We start from the raw sequence: 19,377 nt of genomic DNA on the forward strand, positions 1-19,377 counted from the left end.
ATCGCGAGCAGGCTGCCACACTGATCTCAGGTGTTCACCGCCAATCCCCTGTGGGAGCGAGCTTGCTCGCGAAGGCGTAGTGTCAGGCAACATTTTCGTCGATTGACACACCGCCTTCGCGAGCAAGCCCGCTTCCACAGATCCAAGCCGATCACAAATCCGCACACCCATCAAAATCCCGTTAGTCGCCACCCCCCGCCATGCATTAAAGTAACGCCCCCAGCCCCGGCGTTATCCGAACGCCTGGGCCACCCTTTCCAGGAACAGTCACCGATGGAACATCGTGAAGCGCTGCTGGCGCTGCGAACCTTTCTTTCAACGCAGATTCTCGGCCAGGAAAAACTCATCGAGCGCCTGCTCATCGCCCTGCTCGCCGACGGGCATATGCTGGTGGAAGGTGCGCCGGGCCTGGCCAAGACCAAGGCGATCAAGGAGCTGGCCGAGGGCATCGAAGCGCAGTTCCATCGCATTCAGTTCACACCCGACCTATTGCCGGCCGACATCACCGGCACCGAGATCTATCGTCCGGAAACCGGCAGTTTCGTGTTCCAGCAGGGGCCGATCTTCCACAACCTGGTGCTGGCGGACGAAATCAACCGGGCTCCGGCCAAGGTCCAGTCGGCCTTGCTCGAAGCCATGGCCGAGCGGCAGGTCAGCGTCGGGCGCAGCACTTATGAACTGTCGCCGCTGTTCCTGGTGATGGCCACGCAGAACCCGATCGAGCAGGAAGGCACCTATCCATTGCCCGAAGCCCAGCTCGACCGATTCCTCATGCACGTCAAGATTGGCTTCCCGGACGCCGCGGTGGAGCGCCGAATCCTGCAACAGGCCCGGGGTGAAGCGCTGAATGGGGAAACCAAGCCCGAGCGTCGTGTCAGCCAGCAGGCGATTTTTGCCGCGCGCAAGGAAATCCTCGGGTTGTACATGGCCGACGCCGTGGAGGAATACCTGGTGCAACTGATCATGGCCACTCGCAACCCGGCCAAGTTCGATCCGGAGATGGCCGAGTGGATTGCCTATGGCGCCAGCCCACGGGGCTCGATTGCCCTGGATCGCTGCGCCCGCGCCCACGCCTGGCTGGCCGGGCGCGATTTCGTCAGCCCGGAAGATATCCAGGCCGTGCTGTTCGATGTACTGCGCCATCGCATCATCCTGTCGTTCGAAGCCGAAGCCGCCGGCATTGACCAGGACCGGGTCGTGCAGCGAATTCTCGACGTCGTCGCCGTCGCTTGAGTATCCATCATGAATAACCCACTCGCGCCCGTCCCGGGCATCCGCGTCAGCCTTTCGGAGCTGATCGAGATGCGCCATCGCGTGCGTGAAGTGCAGTTGTTTTCCACGCCCGGCCAGCGCAGCCCGCTGATCGGCCTGCACCATTCCAAGCTGCGCGGGCGCGGGGTGGATTTCGACCAGGTGCGGATCTACCAGGCCGGCGACGATGTGCGCACCATCGACTGGCGCGTCACCGCACGGACCCAGGAACCTCACACGAAACTGTTCCACGAAGAGCGCGAGCGGCCGATCTTCATCATGATCGAGCAGAGCCATCGCCTGTTCTTCGGTTCTGGGCTGATCTTCAAGTCGGTGCTCGCCGCCCAGGCCGCGAGCCTTATTGGCTGGGCCGCGCTGGGGCACAACGACCGGGTTGGCGGGTTGGTGTTCGGCAATAACACTCACTACGAAGTCAAGCCACGGCGCAGCAAACAAAGCCTGTTGCAGTTGCTCAACCGCCTGGTGCGCGTCAATCAATCGCTGCACACCGACGGCGAGTCGGACCGCGACTCGTTCGGCGTGGCCTTGCGCCGCGCCCGAGAGGTGCTGCGCCCTGGCAGCCTGGCGATCGTGATTTGCGACGAGCGCGCCTTGTCCGACAGCGCGGAACAGCAACTGAGTTTGCTGTCGCGCCATTGCGACCTGTTGCTGTTGCCACTGTCCGACCCGCTGGACCACGCCCTGCCCGCCGCCGGACTGCTGCGTTTTGCCCAGCGCGGTGAACAGCTGGAGCTCGACACCTTGAACGTCGAATTGCGCCAGGCCTACCGCGCCCAGGCCGAGGCAAGGCTGGAGCGCTGGGAAATGCTGGCCCAGAAGTTGCGGATCCTGATGCTGCCGTTGAGCACCCAGGGCGACATGGTCGAACAGCTGCGCGAATACCTGAACCCCAAGCGGCCGGGGAAAACCCGATGAGCAGCCTCGACCAGTTGCAACCGCTCATGGCCCCGCCCCCCATCGGATTCTGGCCGCCCGCGCCGGGCTGGTGGCTATTGCTGGTATTGCTGCCTCTGCTGGGCATGGGTGCATGGCAGTTGCGCCGGTTCATTCCGGTCAAGCGCAACACCGCCCGCGCCGAACAGCCGCTGGACCCGGTCCGCCTGGCGGCGTTGGCCGAGCTCGCCCTGCTGCCCAAGCCCTACGACGGTGCGCCGGCCGGGGCCTGGCTGCAGCAGCTCAACGGCCTGCTCAAGCGTTTGTGCCGCAACCATTATCCCTACAGCCAGAGCCACACCCTCAATGGGCGCAAGTGGCTGGCCTTCCTGGACAACCGCTGCCCGGCCGCCGGCCTGACTCGCTGGATGATCCTGGTGGAGGGCGCCTACAAGCCCGAATGCAAACTCGATGACAAAGCCATCGCCGGCCTGACCCAAGCCGTCGAGATCTGGATTCGCAAACATGTTTGAATTCGCCTGGCCGTGGATCTTTGTCCTGTTGCCGTTGCCCTGGTTGATGCGCCTGGTATTGCCGGCGGCGGACAGCGGCGAGGCGGCACTCAAGGTCAGTTTCCTTGAAGACCTCGAAGGACTCGTGGGGCGTCGCGCCCGGGCCAACCTGCCCACCTGGCGCCAGCAGGCCCCCTTCATCCTGCTCTGGCTGCTGCTGTTGATCGCCGCCGCCCGCCCGCAGTGGCTGGGCGAGCCGCTGCCGATTGCCGCAAGCGGCCGCGACTTGCTGGTCGCCGTGGATGTGTCCGGGTCCATGGATTTTCCTGACATGCAGTGGCAGGAAGAAGACATCAGCCGCCTGGGGCTGGTCCAGCGCATGCTCGGGGACTTTCTGGAAAGCCGCGAAGGCGACCGGGTCGGCCTGATCCTGTTTGGCAGTCAGGCGTATCTGCAGGCACCGTTGACCTTCGACCGTCATACCGTGCGGCGCTGGCTCGACGAGGCGCGCGTCGGCATCGCTGGCAAGAACACCGCCATCGGCGATGCCATCGGCCTGGCGCTCAAACGCCTGCGCCAGCGTCCGGCCCAGAGCCGCGTACTGATCCTGGTCACGGATGGCGCCAACAACGGCGGTGAAATCGATCCCCTGACTGCCGCCCGGCTGGCCGCCGATGAAAGCGTGAAAATCTACACGATCGGCGTAGGCGCCGATCCGGAGCAAAGCGGCACGGCGGGCTTCTTGGGGGTCAACCCGAGCCTGGATCTCGACGAAGCGACCCTCAGGGAAATCGCCCAGGTCACCGGCGGCCAGTATTTCCGTGCCCAGGACGGTGAACAGTTGCTCACGATCAAGACCACCCTCGACCGACTCGAACCGGTGACCCAACAGCCGACCCAGGCCCGTCCGGCCCAAGCGCTCTATCATTGGCCGCTGGCTGTCGCGCTGCTGCTGAGCCTGTTGCTGGTGGCCCGGGAACGCTGGCCGGATAACCCGTTGCAGCGCCTGTTCACCCAGCCATTGTTCCAACCGTCACAACCGTCCGAATGGCGGCAGCGGCTCAAGCGCCTGCGCCTGCGGAGGCGCCGATGATCGCGCTCTGGCCGCATTGGCTGCGCCCCGGTTTCATCCTGCTGCTGCCCTTGCTGGGTTGGCTGCTTTGGCAACTGTGGCACCGCCAGAAACGCGTGGGCCGCTGGCAGATGATCCTGCCTGCGGCCTTTCACGCAGTGCTGCTCAGCGGCGGCAGCGGTCGTGAAAGCAAGCTGCCCTGGATTGCCCTCGGGCTGGGCTGGGTGCTGATGGTGCTGGCGTTGCTCGGCCCCAGTTGGACGCGCGTCGAACAGACCAGCCAGAAACCCGCCGATCCGCTGGTGGTCATCCTCGAACTGACCCCGGAAATGCTCGCCACCGACGTCCCGCCCACGCGCCTGGAACAGGCGCGGCGCAAAGTGCTGGACGTGCTGCATGGCCGCAGCGACGCGCAGACCGCGATCGTCGTCTACTCAGGCAGTGCGCACACCCTGGTCCCGCTGTCGGACGACCTCGCCACCAGCGCCAACCTGCTCGAAGCCCTGAAACCATCGATCATGCCCCAAGCCGGCCACCGCGCCGACCTGGCCGTCAACAAGGCCATGGCGCTGCTGGACCAGGCCGGACTTGGCCACGGGCGGATCCTGCTGATCGGTTCTTCCCTGAACGAGGAAGAACGCCAAGGCATTCGCCAGGTCCTGGACGGCTCCGCCACGCGCCTGCTGATGCTCGGCATCGGTACCCGGGAAGGCGCACCAGTGGCCCAGGATGACGGCAGCTACCTGAAGGATGCCAAGGGCGCGATCCTGGTGCCGCGCCTGGACAGCCCGGGCCTCAAGTCCTTCGTCAATGAGCTGGACGGCCGCTACCGTCCGGCACGCCTGGATGACCGCGACCTGCGCGGCCTGGGCCTGCTGGAGGGACCGCGACACCTGCGCAGCGACGGCCAGAAACTGCGCCTGGACACCTGGGCCGACCAGGGCTATTGGCTGCTGTTGCCGCTGTTGTTGTTGGCAGCGTGCGCCGGGCGGCGCGGTTGGCTTTTCTGCCTGCCATTGCTGTTGGCATTGCCGCAGACCGGCCATGCCTTCGAGTTCGAGGATTTATGGTTGCGCCCGGACCAACAGGGCCAACACCTGCTCAAGCAAAAGCGCCCAGCCGAAGCCGCCGCGCATTTCGAGGACAGCCAATGGCAAGGGGTCGCCCTGTACGAAGCCGGCCGGTACAGCGAAGCCGCCCAGCGCTTTGCCGAAGGCAACGACGCCCGCGCCCATTACAATCGCGGTAACGCCCTGGCCCGCAGCGGCGAGCTGGACGCCGCGATCGACGCCTATGAGCAGGCCCTGGAATTGCAACCGGACCTGCGCCCGGCGCAGACCAACAAGGCCCTGGTGGAAAGCGTGCTGCAAGAACAGGCTCCGCCAGCGGAGCCGCCCAAACCTGCCGAGAACCCGGAACCACCTCCCACCGAGGAACCGCAGGAGACCGACAGGCCGAGCCAATCGTCCGGGCAGGGCCATCCCTCCTCCGAAGCGACCGCCACGCCGGACGAGGCCCAGGCGACCGAGACTCCACCGTCCGGCGCCCAGGATGTGCCGGGCAGCGAATTGCCCGACGAGCAGACCACCACCCCGCCGCTTCGCCCGGCCGCGGGTCAACGCAACGAAGAAGAACAACGCCAGGCGCTGGAACAATGGCTGCGCCAGATCCCGGACAACCCGGGCGAACTGCTTCGACGAAAATTCTGGTATGAACAGCAAAGCCATCAGGCCCAGGGAAAACACCCATGACCCGCTTCACCGCCTACCTCCTCGCCTTGCTGCTCTGGACCGCCGGGACCCAGGCCGCGCAGTTGACTGCCAGCGTGGATCGCAGCCGGTTGAACTCCGGGGAGACCGTCGAGCTGACGCTGGAATCCAACGATGCCACGCTGTTCGGCAAACCCGACCTGAGCCCGCTGCAGGCGTTGTTCGATGTCCGGGGCACCCGCCAGGTCAACCAATTGACCACCCTCGACGGCGAGAACCGCGCCACCACGCGCTGGATCGTGACGCTGCTGCCGCGCCAGAGCGGCACCGTGGTCATCCCAGCGCTGCAATTGGGCGAAGTGACCAGCCAGCCGATTACCTTGCAAGTGATCGAGAGCGAAACCCGTAACGCCTCCGGCACCCTCGAGCCGGTGTTCATCGAGGCCAGCCTCGACCAGGCCGAGGTGTACGTACAGGCCCAGGCCATCCTGACCCTGCGCATCTACCATTCGGTGTCGCTGTACGACGACAGCAGCCTGACTCCGCTCCACATTCCGGATGCCCGCACCGAGCAACTGGGCGAATCCCGCACCTACGAAAAAGTGATCAACGACGTGCGCCACGGCGTGATCGAACTGCGTTACGGCATCTACCCGCAGCGCAGCGGCGAACTGGCGATCCCGGCCCAGACCTTCAGCGCCACGCTGGTCGAGCCGGTGGCCCAGGGCACCGCATCGCAGGGGGCCAAGCCCGGCCAGCTGATGCGTGTGAGCTCCTCGCAATTGATGTTGACCGTCAAGCCCAAGCCCGCCAGCTATCCGGCCGACCTCCCCTGGCTTCCGGCCCGCAGCCTGTCCTTGAGCGAAAGCTGGAGCCCGGAGCCGACCCACAGCCAGGTCGGCGACTCGTTGACCCGCAGCCTGACCCTGGAAGCCGAGGGCTTGACCAGCGCCCAGTTGCCGCCGCTGCCAGCAACCGAAATCAACGGCCTGCGGCGTTACCCCGACCAACCGGTGCTCAGCAGCCGCAACAGCGAACGTGGCCTGGTGGGCAGCCGTGAAGACCGCGAAGCCCTGGTGCCCAACCGCAGCGGCACCATCGAGTTGCCGCCGGTGGAAGTGGTCTGGTGGAACACCCTGGAGGATCACCTGGACCGCACCAGCCTGCCTGCGCGGACCCTGCAAGTGGCGAACAACCCGAGCCTGATGGTCGACACCCCGGCGGGCACGACCCAGATCGTCACGACCGTTGACAGCGAGGCGCTGTGGTACTGGCAATTGAGCACGCTCCTCCTCGCCGGTACGACACTGCTCGGTTTCGGCCTGTGGTGGCGTGCCCGATGGCAACCGGCAGTGCTGCGCTCGACCCAGGCCGGGCCCAGCCCGCGTACGCTGCTGGACGACCTCAAGCGGGCCTGCCTGGCCAACGACCCGCACGCCACTCGCCAGGCACTGGACGCCTGGGCCCGGCAGCAGCCGGAGACCCTCGCCGACATGGCCGCGCGTTTCGTGCCGTTGTCCGATGCCCTCGACGGCTTGAACGGCGCCCTCTACAGCGAAACCGGCCAGCACTGGCAAGGCGAGGATTTATGGCGGGCCATCCGCACCATTCCGCCGCTCGAGGGGGCGCCGGACGCTGCCAGCGATTCCAGCCTGCCGCCGCTTTATCCCAAATAAGGGCTCCAGCTCCCGCTGGGTTGCATTGCAGGTCCCGACAAAGTTGAGCAGCCCCTACCCTCCGTTTCCCAGTAAACTCTGCATTTTTGCGCCGCCTCTCTTCCCGCGGCCACCGTCTGTTTCTGGAGTCTGCCTTGCGTCTGTTTCACACCTCCGACTGGCACCTGGGGCAAAACCTCCACGGTCAGGATCGCGACTTCGAGCACGCCTGCTTCCTTGACTGGCTGCTCCGTCAGCTGGCCAGCGAAAAACCCGACGTGCTGCTGATTGCCGGCGATATCTTCGACACGGTCAACCCGCCGGTCAAAGCCCAGGAGCGACTGTACGACTTCATCGTCAGCGCCCACGAACAAAACGCCAACCTGACCGTCGTCATGATCGCCGGCAACCATGATTCCGGCTCGCGTATCGAATTGCCGGCGCCGTTGATGCGCCGCTTGCGCACCCATGCCCTGGGCCGGGTGTTATGGCTGGACGATGGACAACTGGACGTCGAGCGCCTGTTGCTGCCGTTGCCCGACGCCAAGGGCAAGGTCCGGGCCTGGTGCCTGGCCCTGCCGTTCCTGCGGCCGGCCGAGGTCACGGGCGCACAATTGGGAGATGATTACTTGCGGGGCATCGGCCAGGTCCATGAATGGCTGATCGCCGCCGCCAACGCCAAGCGCAAGAAGGGCCAGGCACTGATCGCCGTGAGCCATGCGCACATGGCCGGCGGCTCGGTGTCGGAAGACTCCGAGCGCAGCCTGATCATCGGCAATGCCGAAGCCCTGCCCGCCAGCCTGTTCGGCCCGAGCATCACGTATGTCGCCCTCGGCCACCTGCACAAGCCGCAGAAGGTCAATGGCGAAACGCGCATTCGCTACAGCGGCTCGCCCATCCCGCTGTCGTTCTCGGAAATCGGCTATCAGCATCAAATCCTCGACATCACCCTGGACGGCGAGAAACTGCTGAACGTCGAGCCACGGCTGATCCCCCGCGCCGTCAACCTGCAACGCCTGGGCCCGGCGCCGCTGGCCGATGTCCTGGTGCAACTCAAGGACCTGCCCGATATCGACCTGTTGGCCGATGTCCAGCGCCAACCCTGGCTGGAAGTGCGGGTGCGCCTCGACGAGCCGCAACCCGACCTGCGTCATCAAGTGGAAACGGCCCTGCAAGGCAAAGCCGTGCGGCTGGTGCGAATCGCCGCCGAGTACGCCGGCAGCGGCACCACCGCAGGCGCCGAGGAAGGTGCCGCATTGATCGAACTGGATCAGCTCAGCCCGCAGGATTTGTTCAGCCGCGCCTGGCAGGACACCTACGGCAGCGAAGTGGACGAACAGACGCTGCAGGATTTCGCCGTGCTCTTGCAAGATGTGCAGATGGAGAGCGAACAGCCATGAAGATCCTCGCCATCCGCCTCAAGAACCTCGCTTCCCTGGCCGGGCCATTTGAAATCGATTTCACTGCCGAGCCGCTGGCCAGCGCCGGCCTGTTCGCTATCACCGGCCCCACGGGCGCGGGCAAGAGCACGCTGCTGGATGCCTTGTGCCTGGCGTTGTTTGGCGCCGTGCCACGGCTGAACAACACCGGGCGGGACGCCAAGGTGCCGGACGCCGACGGTGAAATCGCCACGGGCGATCCGCGCACGCTGTTGCGCCGTGGCACCGGCGACGGTTATGCCGAAGTGGATTTTCGCGGCATCGACGGTCGCCGCTACCGGGCCCGCTGGGAGGCCAATCGCGCCCGGGAAAAGGCCGCCGGCAAGTTGCAAGCCAGCCGCCAGAGCCTGCGGGATCTGGACAACGACCAGCTACTGGCCAGCCAGAAAGGCGAATACAAGACCCAGCTCGAAGCCGCCCTCGGCCTTAACTTCGAGCAGTTCACCCGCGCCGTGTTGCTGGCACAAAGCGAGTTCAGTGCGTTTCTCAAGGCCGATGACAACGACCGCAGCGAACTGCTGGAAAAACTCACCGACACCGCCCTGTATACCCGCCTCGGCCGCCGCGCCTTCGACAAGGCCAAGCAGGCCAAGGAAACCCACAAGCAGCTGCAGGACCAGGCCAGCGGCGTCACGCCCCTGGCGCCTGAGGCCCGCGCCGACCTGGATGAGCGCGTCAACCAGGCCCAACAAGCGCTCAAGACCCAACAGGCACAGCTCAAGCAACTGGAACAGCAACAAACCTGGCTCAAGGACCTGCGCCAATTGCAGGACGGACAGGCCAGCGCCGCCGAGCAACTGCAACAAGCCCAGGCTGATTGGGACGCGCAGGCCGATGAACGCCTGAAGCTGGTCCGCCTGGAACAACTGGCACCGCAGCGGCATCAGTTCATCCGGCAGGCGGAACTGGCCCGGCAATTCGAGCCGCTGGCGGTCAGGATCCAGCAACTGACCCAGCAGCAAGTCGAGTTGCATGAACAACAGGGCGAATTGGAAAAAAGCCTGGGCGTGGCGCAACTGGCACTGGTCGCGGCCCGCCAGCAGAGCACCGACAGCGCGCCCCTGCTGCGCCAGGCGTTCGATGAACAAAGCAGCCTCGCTCGCCTGACCCAGGAAGCCGGCCAGCGCGCCGGGGACCTGCAACAGGCCCAACTGGCTTGCACCGACGGCCAGCGTACCCTCGACGCCCTCCTGGAACAGCAGCGACAGGTGGGCGAACGCCTGCAACGGATCGCCGCAGAACTGGAACAGAGCACCGGGCTCGCGCCGTTGAGCGATGCCTGGGGCGCCTATCGCGATCGCCTTCAACAATTGATGCTGATCGGCAATCGACTGAACAAGGGCCAGGACGAACTGACGCTGCTGGAACACAACGCGACGCGTGCCACCGAGGACCTTGCCACCCGTCGCCAAGACCTTGAAGTGCTCTACAAGGAGGCCGATGCCGAACCGCAGGCGGTGGCCGAACAGATCCAATTGCTCGGCAACCTTTTGCAGGACAACCGCAAGCAACTGCGCGCTTTCGAGGAACTGGCTCGGTTGTGGGCCAGCCAGCAGGAACTGGACAAACGCAGCGCGGAACTTGAGCAACGCCAGCAGCGCGCCTTGCAGGAACGCGACCGACTGGTGCGCGAAGGCGGCGAAGCCAAGGCCGAGCTGACGATCGCCGAACAGACCCTGACCGTGACCCGCGAACTGCTGGAGCGCCAGCGCCTGGCCCGCAGCGAAAGCGTCGAGCAACTGCGCGAACAACTGCAAGACAACCAGCCCTGCCCGGTGTGCGGCAGCGTCGAACATCCTTACCATCAGCCCGAAGCACTGCTGGAAAGCCTCGGTCGCTTCGATGAAAGCGAACAGGCCAACGCCCGCAAAGCGGTGGAGCTGCTCAACGAAAAAGTCATCGATCTCAGGGCTCAGTACAGCGGCGTCATCGCCCAGCTCAAGGAATTCAAGCAACAGCAGGAACAACTCGCCACCCAGCATCAGGGCCTGGCGCCAAGCCTTGAAGCCCACCCGTTGTCGGCGCAGATGTTCGCCCAGGATTCGCCCAAGCGCGACGCCTGGCTGGCCCAGCAAACCAGCCAACTGCAGCTGCGCATCAGCCAGGACGAACAACGCCAGGCTGCCCTGCTCACCCTGCAACAGGACGCCGCGCGACTGACGCAGCAACTGCGCGATGCAGAGACAGCCAGCCAACAAGCGTCGCAGCACCTGAGCAACCAGCAACAGGAATTGGCCCGGGATCGCCAGCGCCTGGACGAGGAGCTCGAGCACTTCAGCGCGCTGTTGCCGGCCGACACCTTGCAGGCCCTGCGCAGCGAACCGGCCGCCACGTTCATGGAACTTGACCAACGGATCAGCCAGCGCCTCGCGCAATCGGAACAGCAACGCGAAGAACTCGCCGAGCAACTACAGCGCCAGCAAGCCTTGGAAAAAGAGCAGGATCGCCAGCAGCTCCGCGTGCAGCAATTGGAATCGGCACAGCAGCAGTTCAATGCCCTGGTCGAACAGCAACAGGCCTGCCAGGAAAAACTCACAAATCTGCTGGGCGAACATTCCAGCGCCGAACAATGGCAGCAGCAGCTCGACGCGGCAATGGAACAGGCCCGCGCCACCGAGGCAACGGCCAACCAGCAACTCCAGGATCGACGCAACGCACTTGTGCAACTCGCAGCCGAACTCAAGGCCCGGCAGGAGCAGGCCCAGGCGCTGGAGGCCGAACAACAGGCGTTGGCCGCGGGCATCGCCCAATGGCGCGCCTCTCACCCGGAACTGGACGACGCGGCGCTCGACGCCCTGCTCAGCCTTGATGAGCAGCAAGTCGCGCAGTTGCGGCAACGCCTGCTCAACAGCGAAAAAGCCATCGAACAAGCCCGCGTATTGCTCACCGAACGGGAGCTGCGCCTGCAAAACCACCAGGCGCAAGACAACGGCAACCTGTCGGCCGAACAGTTGGCTGATGCCCTCGCCACGCTGCACGAGCAATTTACCGCCAGTGAACAACGGTGTGCGGACTTGCGCGCCGAGCAAGCCGAGGACCAGCGTCGACAGAACGCCAACCAAGCCCTGGCCCGAGAGATTGAACAGGCCTACACCGAGTACCAGCGCTGGGCACGCCTGGATGCGCTGATCGGCTCGGCCACCGGCGACCGCTTCCGCAAACTGGCCCAGGCGTACAACCTCGACCTGCTGGTGCACCACGCCAACGCGCAGTTGCGGCAATTGGTTCGCCGCTACCGCCTCAAGCGCGGCGGCAGCATGCTCGGGCTGCTGGTGATGGACACCGAAATGGGTGACGAACTGCGCTCGGTGCATTCGTTGTCCGGCGGCGAAACCTTCCTCGTCTCCCTCGCCCTGGCGCTGGGCCTGGCGTCGATGGCGTCCAGCACGCTGAGAATCGAATCGCTGTTCATCGACGAAGGCTTCGGCAGCCTCGACCCCGAGTCGCTGCAACTGGCGATGGACGCCCTCGATGGCTTGCAGGCCCAGGGCCGCAAGGTCGCGGTCATTTCCCACGTGCAGGAAATGCACGAACGCATCCCGGTGCAGATCCAGGTGCGCCGCCAAGGCAACGGGCTGAGCACGGTGGAGGTGAAATGAGCCACGCCACGCTGTACTCCTTCCGCCGTTGCCCCTACGCCATGCGCGCGCGGATGGCGTTGCGCTACAGCGCCATCGCCTTGGACATCGTCGAAGTCAGCCTCAAGGCCAAGCCCGCCGAACTGCTCGCGCTGTCGAGCAAGGGCACGGTGCCGGTGTTGCACGTCGACGGGCGAGTCATCGATGAAAGTCTTGAGATCATGCGCTGGGCACTCGACCAGCGTGATCCGCAGGATTGGAGGCTGGCGGACGACCCAGAGGGCCAGCAGGTTACGGCGGACCTGATCGAGGAAAACGATCAGGTATTCAAGCTTCACCTGAACCGCTACAAATACCCGGAGCGTCATCCCGAACAGCCGATGGAACACTATCGAAGTGAAGGCGAAGCGTTTCTTCGCAAGTTGGAAGAACGGCTGCAAGCGCGACCGTTCCTGGCGGCGGCGCACCTTAGCCTGGCGGACATGGCGCTGCTGCCGTTCGTGCGCCAGTTCGCCCATGTCGATCGCCAGTGGTTTGCCCAGGCGCCCTACCCTCGGCTACAGGATTGGTTGCAGGGCTTGCTCGATTCCGAGCTGTTCGTGGCGATCATGGCCAAGCAAGCTGTATAGCTTTTGTGGCGAGGCAGCTTGCTCCCGCTGGGTGGCGTGTAGGAGCTGCCGAGCGAAGCGAGGCTGCGATCTTTCCAAGGACACTTGAATATCAAGCAAAAGATCAAAAGATCGCAGGCTTCGCCAGCTCCTACAAGTCCAGCGGGAGCAAGCTCAACAACCGCTCCCGAGCCACTTCCAGTTCGCCGGGAACGGGCTGGGCGGCCGAGACAATCGGGGTGGAGTAAAGGAACAGCAACATCACTGCCAGACGCATCGCCATGGTGTCGATCCTTAACGCAAAGGAGTCAATTAACTAGCGTCAAATTTAAACACATGGCCATGTGATATCACAACGGAATTTTCCTCCCGAATGCACGAAGCCTGCGATCTTGTCTCTCCCTGAAAATCCATGGGGAGATGAAAAGATCGCAGGCTTCAGTGGTCAGCGTAATTCAGTGTTGAGTCTTGTGGTCCAGCGCCGCGTAGAAGTTGGCGCTCTGTTGCAGGTATTTCTCGGTGTAGCTCTGGGTGCGGTTTTGCTTGTTGCTGATTTCGACGCTGGCACTGGCCGGCAATGCCACGGTGGCGGAGATGGCGGAAGCAGCGATAACGGAGAAGAGATTCAGGTTCATGGCGGTAGTCCTCGGATTCAGTTGGCTGATTTGCCCGGTGGGGCCGTGAAGCAAACTTACGCGCCGAGGCGTCTCGCCTTGAAATGCTTTGTAATACTAGCGACTATCAGCCGCGTTGATACAACGGCGAAGGCCCCATGAATCGGGGCCTTCAGCTCACTGACGAACCAGGAATTTCAAATCACTCGGTGCGTCCATCGGCAGTTTCTGGACGGTCTTGCCTAGCAGGCCTGTCTTTGGATCGCGCTCGATGACCACGATCTGGTTGCTCTTCTGATTGGCGACCAGGATGAATTTTTCGCTCGGATCGAGGCTGAACTCCCGGGGGTGATCACCGTCGACGGAGCGCCGTTGCAGCGCCTTCAACGTGCCAGCCGCCGGGTCGATGGCAAACACCAGGAGTTCATTGGTGGTGCCACGATTGCTGACATAGAGAAACTTGCCATCCCTGGAGGCATGCAATGCTGCCGCCGCTTTACCCGGCTGGGGTTTTCCGTCGGCCAGATTGACCAACTGGCGCTGAGTCAGGCGACCGTCCTGGTAATCGAATACGGCGACCTGGGCGGTCATTTCCATCGTCAGCCAGGCGTGCTTGCCGTCGCCACTGAACAACAGGTGGCGTGGCCCGCTACCCGGCGGCAATTGCACGAACGGCGGTTCGGCGGGTGTCAGCGGCATTTCGGGGTTGGCCTTGGGGTCGTAGCGGTAGACAAACACCTTGTCCGCCCCCAGGTCATTGGCGAACACATACTTGCCATCCGGTGAAGGCACCGCGGAATGCACATGGCCGGACTTCTGTCGCTCGGGATTGACCCGACTCGGCTGATGGCCGCCCGCTTGCACCACCGGCGCCAGCTTGCCGTCCGCGCCCACCGGCAGCACCACCAGAGTGCCGCCCGGGTTCTCCAGGACGGAATAATTACTGACCAGCAAATGCTGGCCGTCCTGGCTCAAGCTGGAATGGGTCGGCTCGTTGCCCAGGGACTGCACCTGGTTGATCAGGCTCAGCTCATGGGTCTTCGGGTCGATGGCGTAGCTGCTGACCTTGCCCACCGGGTCCTTCTGGCCCGGCCCGTTTTCGTTGACGACGAACAGCCGGGTCTGGTCCTTGGACAGGGTCAGCCAGGAGGGGTTGTCGGTCTTGATCACCTGCAACGGATTGGCATCGAGCTGGCCGGTGCGGCTGTCGAATTGCAATCGGTAGATGCCCTGGCTCTGCCCGGCGGTGTAGGAACCCACCAGCAATTGATGACGATCGCTGGTGTCGGCCTGGACGCCCATGGCGCCGACGCTGCCGGCCATCAACAAGGGCCAGAAACTACGCATCTTCATGTTCGGAGTCCTCATCGTCGTGGCCGCTGGTCGCTTCCACGCATTCCAGGTGGTGGTCGCCCGAATCGCTGGTGATGATCCAATGCTTCAGGGCTTTGTCGAAGGTCGCGGCCTGCATCTGCGTCGGCGTGAAACGCCAGTGTTCGAGGGTGCGACCGTTCATGCACTCGACGTGCAATTGGTCCTGCTCGTCGAGGGAGAAATCGAATGCGTGCAGCCCGTCGATGATCAGCATGTCGCAGTGTTCGAGGGCGTGCAGCAGGGTGTCGGTCAGGGCAGTCATGGCGATCAGTCGGTCATTGGGAAAGCCAGCATGATAACCCAATGTCAGAGTGGGGCTTGGGCCATAAGGTTCGAAGGCACTTTCGATTGGAAGATCGCCATCGCGAGCAAGCTCCCACAATTGGATCTTCCGCGAACACAACTTTTGCATTCACAAAAAAATCCCCTGTGGGAGCGAGCTTGCTCGCGATGACGGCAGTCCATCAACCTCAATGGAACTGCCTGACTCTCAAAGCGCCTCGCGCCCCGGCACCCCATCCACCAGCCGCAGGATCCCCAGCGGGTTGGCGTTTTTCAGCGGCTCCGGCAACAGATTGTCCGGGTAGTTCTGGAAGCACACCGGACGCAGGAAGCGATCGATCGCCAGCGTGCCCACCGAGGTGCCGCGGGCATCGGACGTGGCCGGATAAGGGCCGCCATGGACCATCGAATCACACACCTCGACGCCGGTTGGATAGCCGTTGAGCAAGATGCGTCCAACCTTCTGTTCCAACAACGGTGTCAGTTCGCCGAACTGTTCGAAATCCGCCGGCTCGCCAATCATCGTCGCGGTGAGCTGGCCGTGCAGGCCGTTCAACGCGGCGCTCAGTTGCGCCTGGTCCGCCACTTCGACGAACACCGTGGTCGGCCCGAAGACCTCTTCCTGCAAGGCCTCGTCACCGTTGATCAGCAGGCTGGCGTCAGCCTTGAACAATTGCGGCCGGGCCTGGTTGCCCTGCTGCTCACCACCGGCCAGGTGCTCGATACCCGAGTGAGCCAGGAGTTTCTGCAAACCCTTGCCGTAGCTTTGCAGCGTACCGGCGTTGAGCATGGTCTGCGGCGCCTGGTCGCCGATCAGCGTAGCCACCTGCTGGGTGAAAGCGGTGAACTCCGGCGAGCGAATGCCAATCACCAGGCCGGGGTTGGTGCAGAACTGACCGCAACCCTGCACCACCGAAGCGGTCAGGTCGCGGGCAACGCTCTCGGCACGGTTCTTCAAGGCTTGTGGCAAGACGATCACCGGGTTGATGCTCGACATTTCGGCGAACACCGGGATCGGCTGCGGCCGCGCGGCGGCCATGTCGCAGAGCGCACGCCCGCCCTTGAGGGAGCCGGTGAAGCCCACGGCCTGGATCGCGGGATGCTTGACCAGCCATTCGCCAACGCCCCCGCCGTAGATCATGTTGAACACACCGGCCGGCATCGCGGTTTTTTCGGCGGCGCGGATGATCGCATCGGCCACGTGCTCGGCGGTTGCCATGTGGCCACTGTGGGCCTTGAATACCACCGGGCAACCGGCGGCCAGCGCAGCCGCCGTATCACCACCGGCAGTGGAAAATGCCAGCGGGAAGTTGCTGGCGCCGAACACCGCCACCGGGCCGAGGCCAATGCGGTATTGACGCAGGTCCGGACGCGGCAGCGGCGTGCGCTCCGGCAAGGCGCGGTCGATGCGGGCGCCGTAAAAGTCGCCACGACGCAGGACCTTGGCAAACAGGCGCATCTGGCCGCTGGTGCGACCGCGCTCGCCCTGGATCCGGGCCGCTGGCAAAGCGGTTTCGCGGCAGACCACGGCGACGAACTCATCGCCCAGGGCGTCCAGTTCATCGGCGATGGCATCAAGGAACTCGGCCCGGCGCGCCGCACTCAGGCTGCGATACGTCGGATAAGCCGCCGCAGCGGCCTTGGCGGCGGCGTCGACTTCTTCCGCCGAGGCCTGGACGAAATCATGGGGCAATGCCTCGCCGGTGCTGGCGTCGATACTTTGCAGGCGAGTCTGACCGGCCGCGCTGCGCGCCCCGCCGATGTAGTTGTGGCCAAGGATCTGGTTCATCGCAAGTCTCCTCTTAAAGTGTGCCGATAGTACCCGGATTGAATACCGCGTCCACCGGGGCAATGCCGTTGACCAGCGGCGCGCCGAACTCGGCCTGGCTGATCTCGAATACATCCCCCGGCTGGGTGCGGATGCCGTCGGCGAACGACAGCGTCGCGGTGCCGAAGAAGTGAACGTGCACGTCCCCCGGGCGCAGGAACTGACTGTATTTGAAGTGGTGGAACTCCAGATTTTCGAGGCTGTGACACATGTTCGCCTCGCCGCTGAGGAATTCGTTCTGCCACAGCACTTCGCCGTTGCGCAGGATACGACTGGTCCCGGACAGATGTTGAGGCAATTCACCCACGCGAAGTTCCGGGCCAAAACTGCAACTGCGCAGTTTCGAATGGGCCAGGTACAGGTAATTCTTGCGCTCCATGACGTGGTCGGAGAATTCGTTGCCCACCGCAAAGCCAAGGCGATAAGGCTTGCCATCGTGGCCGATGACGTACAGGCCGCTGATCTCTGGCTCTTCGCCCGCGTCTTCGGCAAACGGAGGCAACGGGAACGGATGGCCCGGACGGACCACGATGCTGCCGTCACCCTTGTAGAACCATTCCGGCTGCACACCGGCCTGCCCGGCCTGTGGCTTGCCGCCCTCGACGCCCCACTTGAAGATGCGCATGGTGTCGGTCATCGTCGCTTCGTCGCCGGCCTGCTGGTGCATTTTGTCGCGGGCCGAGGCGCTGCCCAGGTGGGTCAGGCCGGTGCCGCTGACCAGCAGGTGCGCCGGGTCCGGGTGATCCAGCGGTGGCAGGATGCGCAGCTCGCCGAGCAATCGGGCGTAGTCATGGCTCGCCCCCAAGCCCAGGCCGTTGACCTGCTGCTCAAGCTTCACGCCCGCTTCGATAGCGGCCAGCGCCAGCTCACGCACCGTGTTGGCGCCCTGTACTTCGCGCACGTGATCGCCGTCGACCACACCAACGCGGCGCTCGCCGTTATTCAATTCGAACTGAACTAAACGCATATCTTTCTCCTTGTAAGCAAATCTTGAATTCGGTGCGGTCCCCTGTGGGAGCGAGCTTGCTCGCGATAGCGGCCTTACGTTCACTCATGATGTCATCTGTCAGATCGCCATCGCGAGCAAGCTCGCTCCCACAGTGGGTTGTGGTGACCTCAGGTACGCGTCGCCCCGCGGGCACTGGCGGCGAACTGATCCGCCGGCAGCACATGCTTGCGCTCCAACAGGCGATAGACCACGCCAGTCAACACCAGGCCGAACACCATCACACAGGACAGGAAATACAGCCCCGAGGCCAGGTTGCCGGTGTACTCCTTCAGCGCACCGATCACGAACGGTCCGATGTAGCCACCGAGGTTGCCCACCGAGTTGATCAGCGCAATGCCCGCCGCCGCGCTGGCGCCGGCAAAGAACCGTCCCGGCAAGGTCCAGAACACCGCCGTGCAGGAAAACAGCGCGAACGCCACCAGGCAGAGCGCCGCCAGTTGCAACACCGGCACCGACAGCCAGGCACTCAGGAACAGGCCGATGGCACCGAGCACGTACAACACGGCCAAGTGACCGTAGCGGTCATTCAAGCGGTCGGAGCTGCGGGGAATGATCAGCAGACCGACGATGCCGAAGATATACGGCACGGAAGAGACAAAACCGGTCACCAAATCGCTGCCACCGAACTGCTTGATCAGCGTCGGCAACCACAGGCCCAGGCCGTAGATGCTCAAGGTCACGGGCAGGTAGAACAGCGCCAACAGCAACACCCGTTTGTCCTTCAACGCGTGCAGCGGGTTGCCGTGGCGGGTCTGGCCGTACTCCTGCAGGTCTTTTTGCAGTTCGCCGGTCAGCCAGTCCTTCTCGGCCTGGTCCATCCATTTCACTTGCTGCGGGCCATCCGGCAGGTAGCGCAGCACCGGCCACGTCAACAGCACCGCCGGCAGGCCGATGACGATGAACAGCCATTGCCAGCCGTGCAGGCCAAGGATGCCGTCCATGCCCAGCAAGCCACCTGACACGGGGCCGGTGATCATCATGGCGATGGGTTGGGAAAGAATGAACAGGCCCAGGATCTTGCCGCGATGGCGCACCGGGAACCATTGGGTGATGTAGTACAGCACGCCCGGGAAGAACCCGGCTTCGGCCGCGCCGAGCAAAAAGCGCATCACGTAGAAACTGTGGGGCCCCTGCACGAAGGCCATGCCGATGGTGATGGCGCCCCAGGTGATCATGATCCGCGCGAACCAGCGCCGCGCACCGAAGCGTTCCAGCATCAGGTTGCTGGGGATCTCCAGCAGGAAGTAACCAATGAAAAACAGCCCTGCGCCCAAGCCGTAGGCGGCGTCGCCGATGCCGATGTCGGCACCCATGTGCAGTTTGGCAAACCCCACTGCAGAGCGGTCCACGTAGGCGATCAGGTACAGCAGGATCAGGAAGGGAATCAGTTTGAGGGTGATGCGACGAATAAGCCGCAATTCCTGGCTCATGGGACCGGTCTCCGATTGTTGTTGTTATAGAACCTCGGGGGATTTCTCTCGCGAATGACCGCCAGGACAACCCCTCCGTTGAATCGGACTATATAGTAATACTATTTACCCAACAACACTTC

16 protein-coding genes are annotated in these 19,377 nt (G+C 63.8%); 9 read left to right on the forward strand and 7 right to left on the reverse strand.

From position 1 onward, the window contains the following. Positions 1-273 precede the first annotated feature (273 nt). From M8Q45_RS13180 to M8Q45_RS13220, 9 genes are all read left to right on the forward strand, one after another. Complete coding sequence (locus M8Q45_RS13180; protein WP_030142594.1) at positions 274-1,233, forward strand: AAA family ATPase; 960 nt, start codon at positions 274-276, stop codon at positions 1,231-1,233. 9 nt (positions 1,234-1,242) lie between these two features. Beyond that, positions 1,243-2,187 (forward strand): DUF58 domain-containing protein, encoded by a 945-nt coding sequence (locus M8Q45_RS13185; RefSeq protein WP_249875116.1) that lies wholly within the window; start codon positions 1,243-1,245, stop codon positions 2,185-2,187. Then, a complete protein-coding gene (locus M8Q45_RS13190) occupies positions 2,184-2,678 on the forward strand; it encodes a DUF4381 domain-containing protein (protein WP_249875117.1) in 495 nt (164 codons plus the stop codon). The genes M8Q45_RS13185 and M8Q45_RS13190 overlap by 4 nt, the downstream gene beginning before the upstream one ends. Then, entirely contained in the window at positions 2,671-3,750 is a 1,080-nt protein-coding gene (locus M8Q45_RS13195; protein WP_249875118.1) for a vWA domain-containing protein, read from the forward strand. Before M8Q45_RS13190 ends, M8Q45_RS13195 begins: the two co-directional genes overlap by 8 nt. Next, positions 3,747-5,480: a vWA domain-containing protein gene (locus M8Q45_RS13200; RefSeq protein ID WP_249875119.1), complete on the forward strand. Its 1,734-nt coding sequence runs from the start codon at positions 3,747-3,749 to the stop codon at positions 5,478-5,480. Before M8Q45_RS13195 ends, M8Q45_RS13200 begins: the two co-directional genes overlap by 4 nt. Continuing rightward, positions 5,477-7,114 carry a BatD family protein gene (locus M8Q45_RS13205; RefSeq protein ID WP_249875120.1) on the forward strand — a complete coding sequence of 546 codons (1,638 nt, stop codon included), beginning with the start codon at positions 5,477-5,479 and terminating at the stop codon, positions 7,112-7,114. The genes M8Q45_RS13200 and M8Q45_RS13205 overlap by 4 nt, the downstream gene beginning before the upstream one ends. A 134-nt stretch (positions 7,115-7,248) precedes the next feature. Then, the gene (locus M8Q45_RS13210; protein ID WP_249875121.1) at positions 7,249-8,493 is read left to right on the forward strand and encodes an exonuclease SbcCD subunit D C-terminal domain-containing protein; all 1,245 of its coding nucleotides are present in this window, start codon (positions 7,249-7,251) and stop codon (positions 8,491-8,493) included. After that, the gene (locus tag M8Q45_RS13215) at positions 8,490-12,131 is read left to right on the forward strand and encodes an AAA family ATPase (RefSeq protein WP_249875122.1); all 3,642 of its coding nucleotides are present in this window, start codon (positions 8,490-8,492) and stop codon (positions 12,129-12,131) included. Before M8Q45_RS13210 ends, M8Q45_RS13215 begins: the two co-directional genes overlap by 4 nt. Then, positions 12,128-12,739, forward strand: a complete 612-nt coding sequence (locus M8Q45_RS13220) for a glutathione S-transferase (protein WP_249875123.1) — start codon at positions 12,128-12,130, stop codon at positions 12,737-12,739. The genes M8Q45_RS13215 and M8Q45_RS13220 overlap by 4 nt, the downstream gene beginning before the upstream one ends. 130 nt (positions 12,740-12,869) lie before the next feature. Here M8Q45_RS13220 and M8Q45_RS28415 read toward each other — a convergent pair whose 3' ends face one another. From M8Q45_RS28415 to M8Q45_RS13250, 7 genes are all read right to left on the reverse strand, one after another. Next, entirely contained in the window at positions 12,870-13,001 is a 132-nt protein-coding gene (locus M8Q45_RS28415; RefSeq protein ID WP_283939038.1) for a hypothetical protein, read from the reverse strand. 172 nt (positions 13,002-13,173) lie between these two features. Then, the gene (locus M8Q45_RS13225; protein WP_030142605.1) at positions 13,174-13,353 is read right to left on the reverse strand and encodes a hypothetical protein; all 180 of its coding nucleotides are present in this window, start codon (positions 13,351-13,353) and stop codon (positions 13,174-13,176) included. 156 nt (positions 13,354-13,509) lie between these two features. Next, positions 13,510-14,685 (reverse strand): lactonase family protein, encoded by a 1,176-nt coding sequence (locus tag M8Q45_RS13230; protein WP_249875124.1) that lies wholly within the window; start codon positions 14,683-14,685, stop codon positions 13,510-13,512. Then, the gene (locus tag M8Q45_RS13235) at positions 14,672-14,968 is read right to left on the reverse strand and encodes a DUF5629 family protein (protein ID WP_249875125.1); all 297 of its coding nucleotides are present in this window, start codon (positions 14,966-14,968) and stop codon (positions 14,672-14,674) included. The genes M8Q45_RS13230 and M8Q45_RS13235 overlap by 14 nt, the downstream gene beginning before the upstream one ends. Positions 14,969-15,196: 228 nt before the next feature. After that, on the reverse strand, positions 15,197-16,777 hold the full coding sequence (locus tag M8Q45_RS13240) for an aldehyde dehydrogenase (NADP(+)) (protein WP_249875126.1): 1,581 nt from the start codon (positions 16,775-16,777) through the stop codon (positions 15,197-15,199). Between the two features lie 13 nt (positions 16,778-16,790). Beyond that, positions 16,791-17,783, reverse strand: a complete 993-nt coding sequence (araD1, locus tag M8Q45_RS13245) for an AraD1 family protein (protein WP_249875127.1) — start codon at positions 17,781-17,783, stop codon at positions 16,791-16,793. Between the two features lie 149 nt (positions 17,784-17,932). After that, positions 17,933-19,255, reverse strand: coding sequence for an MFS transporter (locus tag M8Q45_RS13250; RefSeq protein ID WP_181290492.1), 1,323 nt, complete (start codon positions 19,253-19,255; stop codon positions 17,933-17,935). Positions 19,256-19,377: the final 122 nt, after the last annotated feature.

Origin of the sequence: Pseudomonas sp. T1.Ur (assembly GCF_023516725.1) — a bacterium.
GTDB lineage: Bacteria > Pseudomonadota > Gammaproteobacteria > Pseudomonadales > Pseudomonadaceae > Aquipseudomonas > Aquipseudomonas alvandae.